At 35.9% G+C, this 956-nt stretch carries 1 protein-coding gene; it reads right to left on the bottom strand.

All coding sequences use genetic code 11. From position 1 onward, the window contains the following. Nucleotides 1–198: 198 nt before the first annotated feature. On the bottom strand, nucleotides 199–956 hold a 758-nt coding region (locus ACY2RU_RS17590; protein WP_490139792.1), incomplete at its 5' end, for a phytanoyl-CoA dioxygenase family protein.

Raw genomic sequence — 956 nt, 5'->3', positions numbered from 1 at the left:
CTAACGTGTTTGTATAATGCCAGTGGCGGTCCTTGGCTCGCTGTGGCTCAACCAAATTTGCGGAGCAAATGTTGGCAGCGGCGTCGACGCGTGCGACTCGGAAGCCACAGCGAAGCCGTCTGGTAATGTATTCGGAAATAAATATACGTTTTTAAATTGTAGGTATTTCAATTCGTTTAACCAACTTCGCCATTGGCTTTATACGGTGTTGGGCGCTGGCTCAATCTTGTATTTCTCCAACCATTCTAGTGGCTCTTTTAAAACATGATTATTAAATTCTAGGTGAATTACTCTTCTCTTTTTTCCGTTAGTTGTTCTATTTGAAGCATGCAGAGTCAAAGGTCTCATTAACATCGCGCCACCTTTTTGCACCTTACAGATTCTTTCGTTTTTTAAATCCCAATTCTTTTCATCAGATCTAGTTATTCCGTTTCTATGTGACTTTTCTATAATTTTTAAAGCACCATTATTTTCGTCGGTATCATCTAAATGAATTCGAATTGTAATAGTGTCTTTTAATATCCGAATTGGTGGTTGTACTCCATGTTGTCCTTTTTTAAATGTCCAATTTACGTAATCTTCTAGATCTGCTTTTTGATTGACCGAAATGCTCAAATCTTGATGATAAGCAACAAACCAATTTGATTCGCTTGGTTTGTCAAAATAAATAGCTTTTGTTAAGAAAAAGTTTGAATCAGAAAGATCTGATACTAACTTCTTTAATTTTTGATTGAAAAGTACCTCTGGTAGTGCTGGCACATTTTTAATGAGTTGGCGAATCGCAAAAAGGTCTTTTGTTTTTAAAAAAGAACTTCCATCATTTTCAGCGTTCTCTATACAATGGAGAATTTGATCCACTTCTTTATCCGAATATAAATCAGTCACGATCGAATATCCTTTTTCTTTAAGTTCTATTTTACTTTTATTATAGTTCATTTTCGAGCTTGCGCTCAACG

The sequence above is a fragment of the Ulvibacter sp. 2305UL32-6 genome, from assembly GCF_058148545.1.
This window is presented reverse-complemented; position numbering and strand designations above follow the sequence as displayed.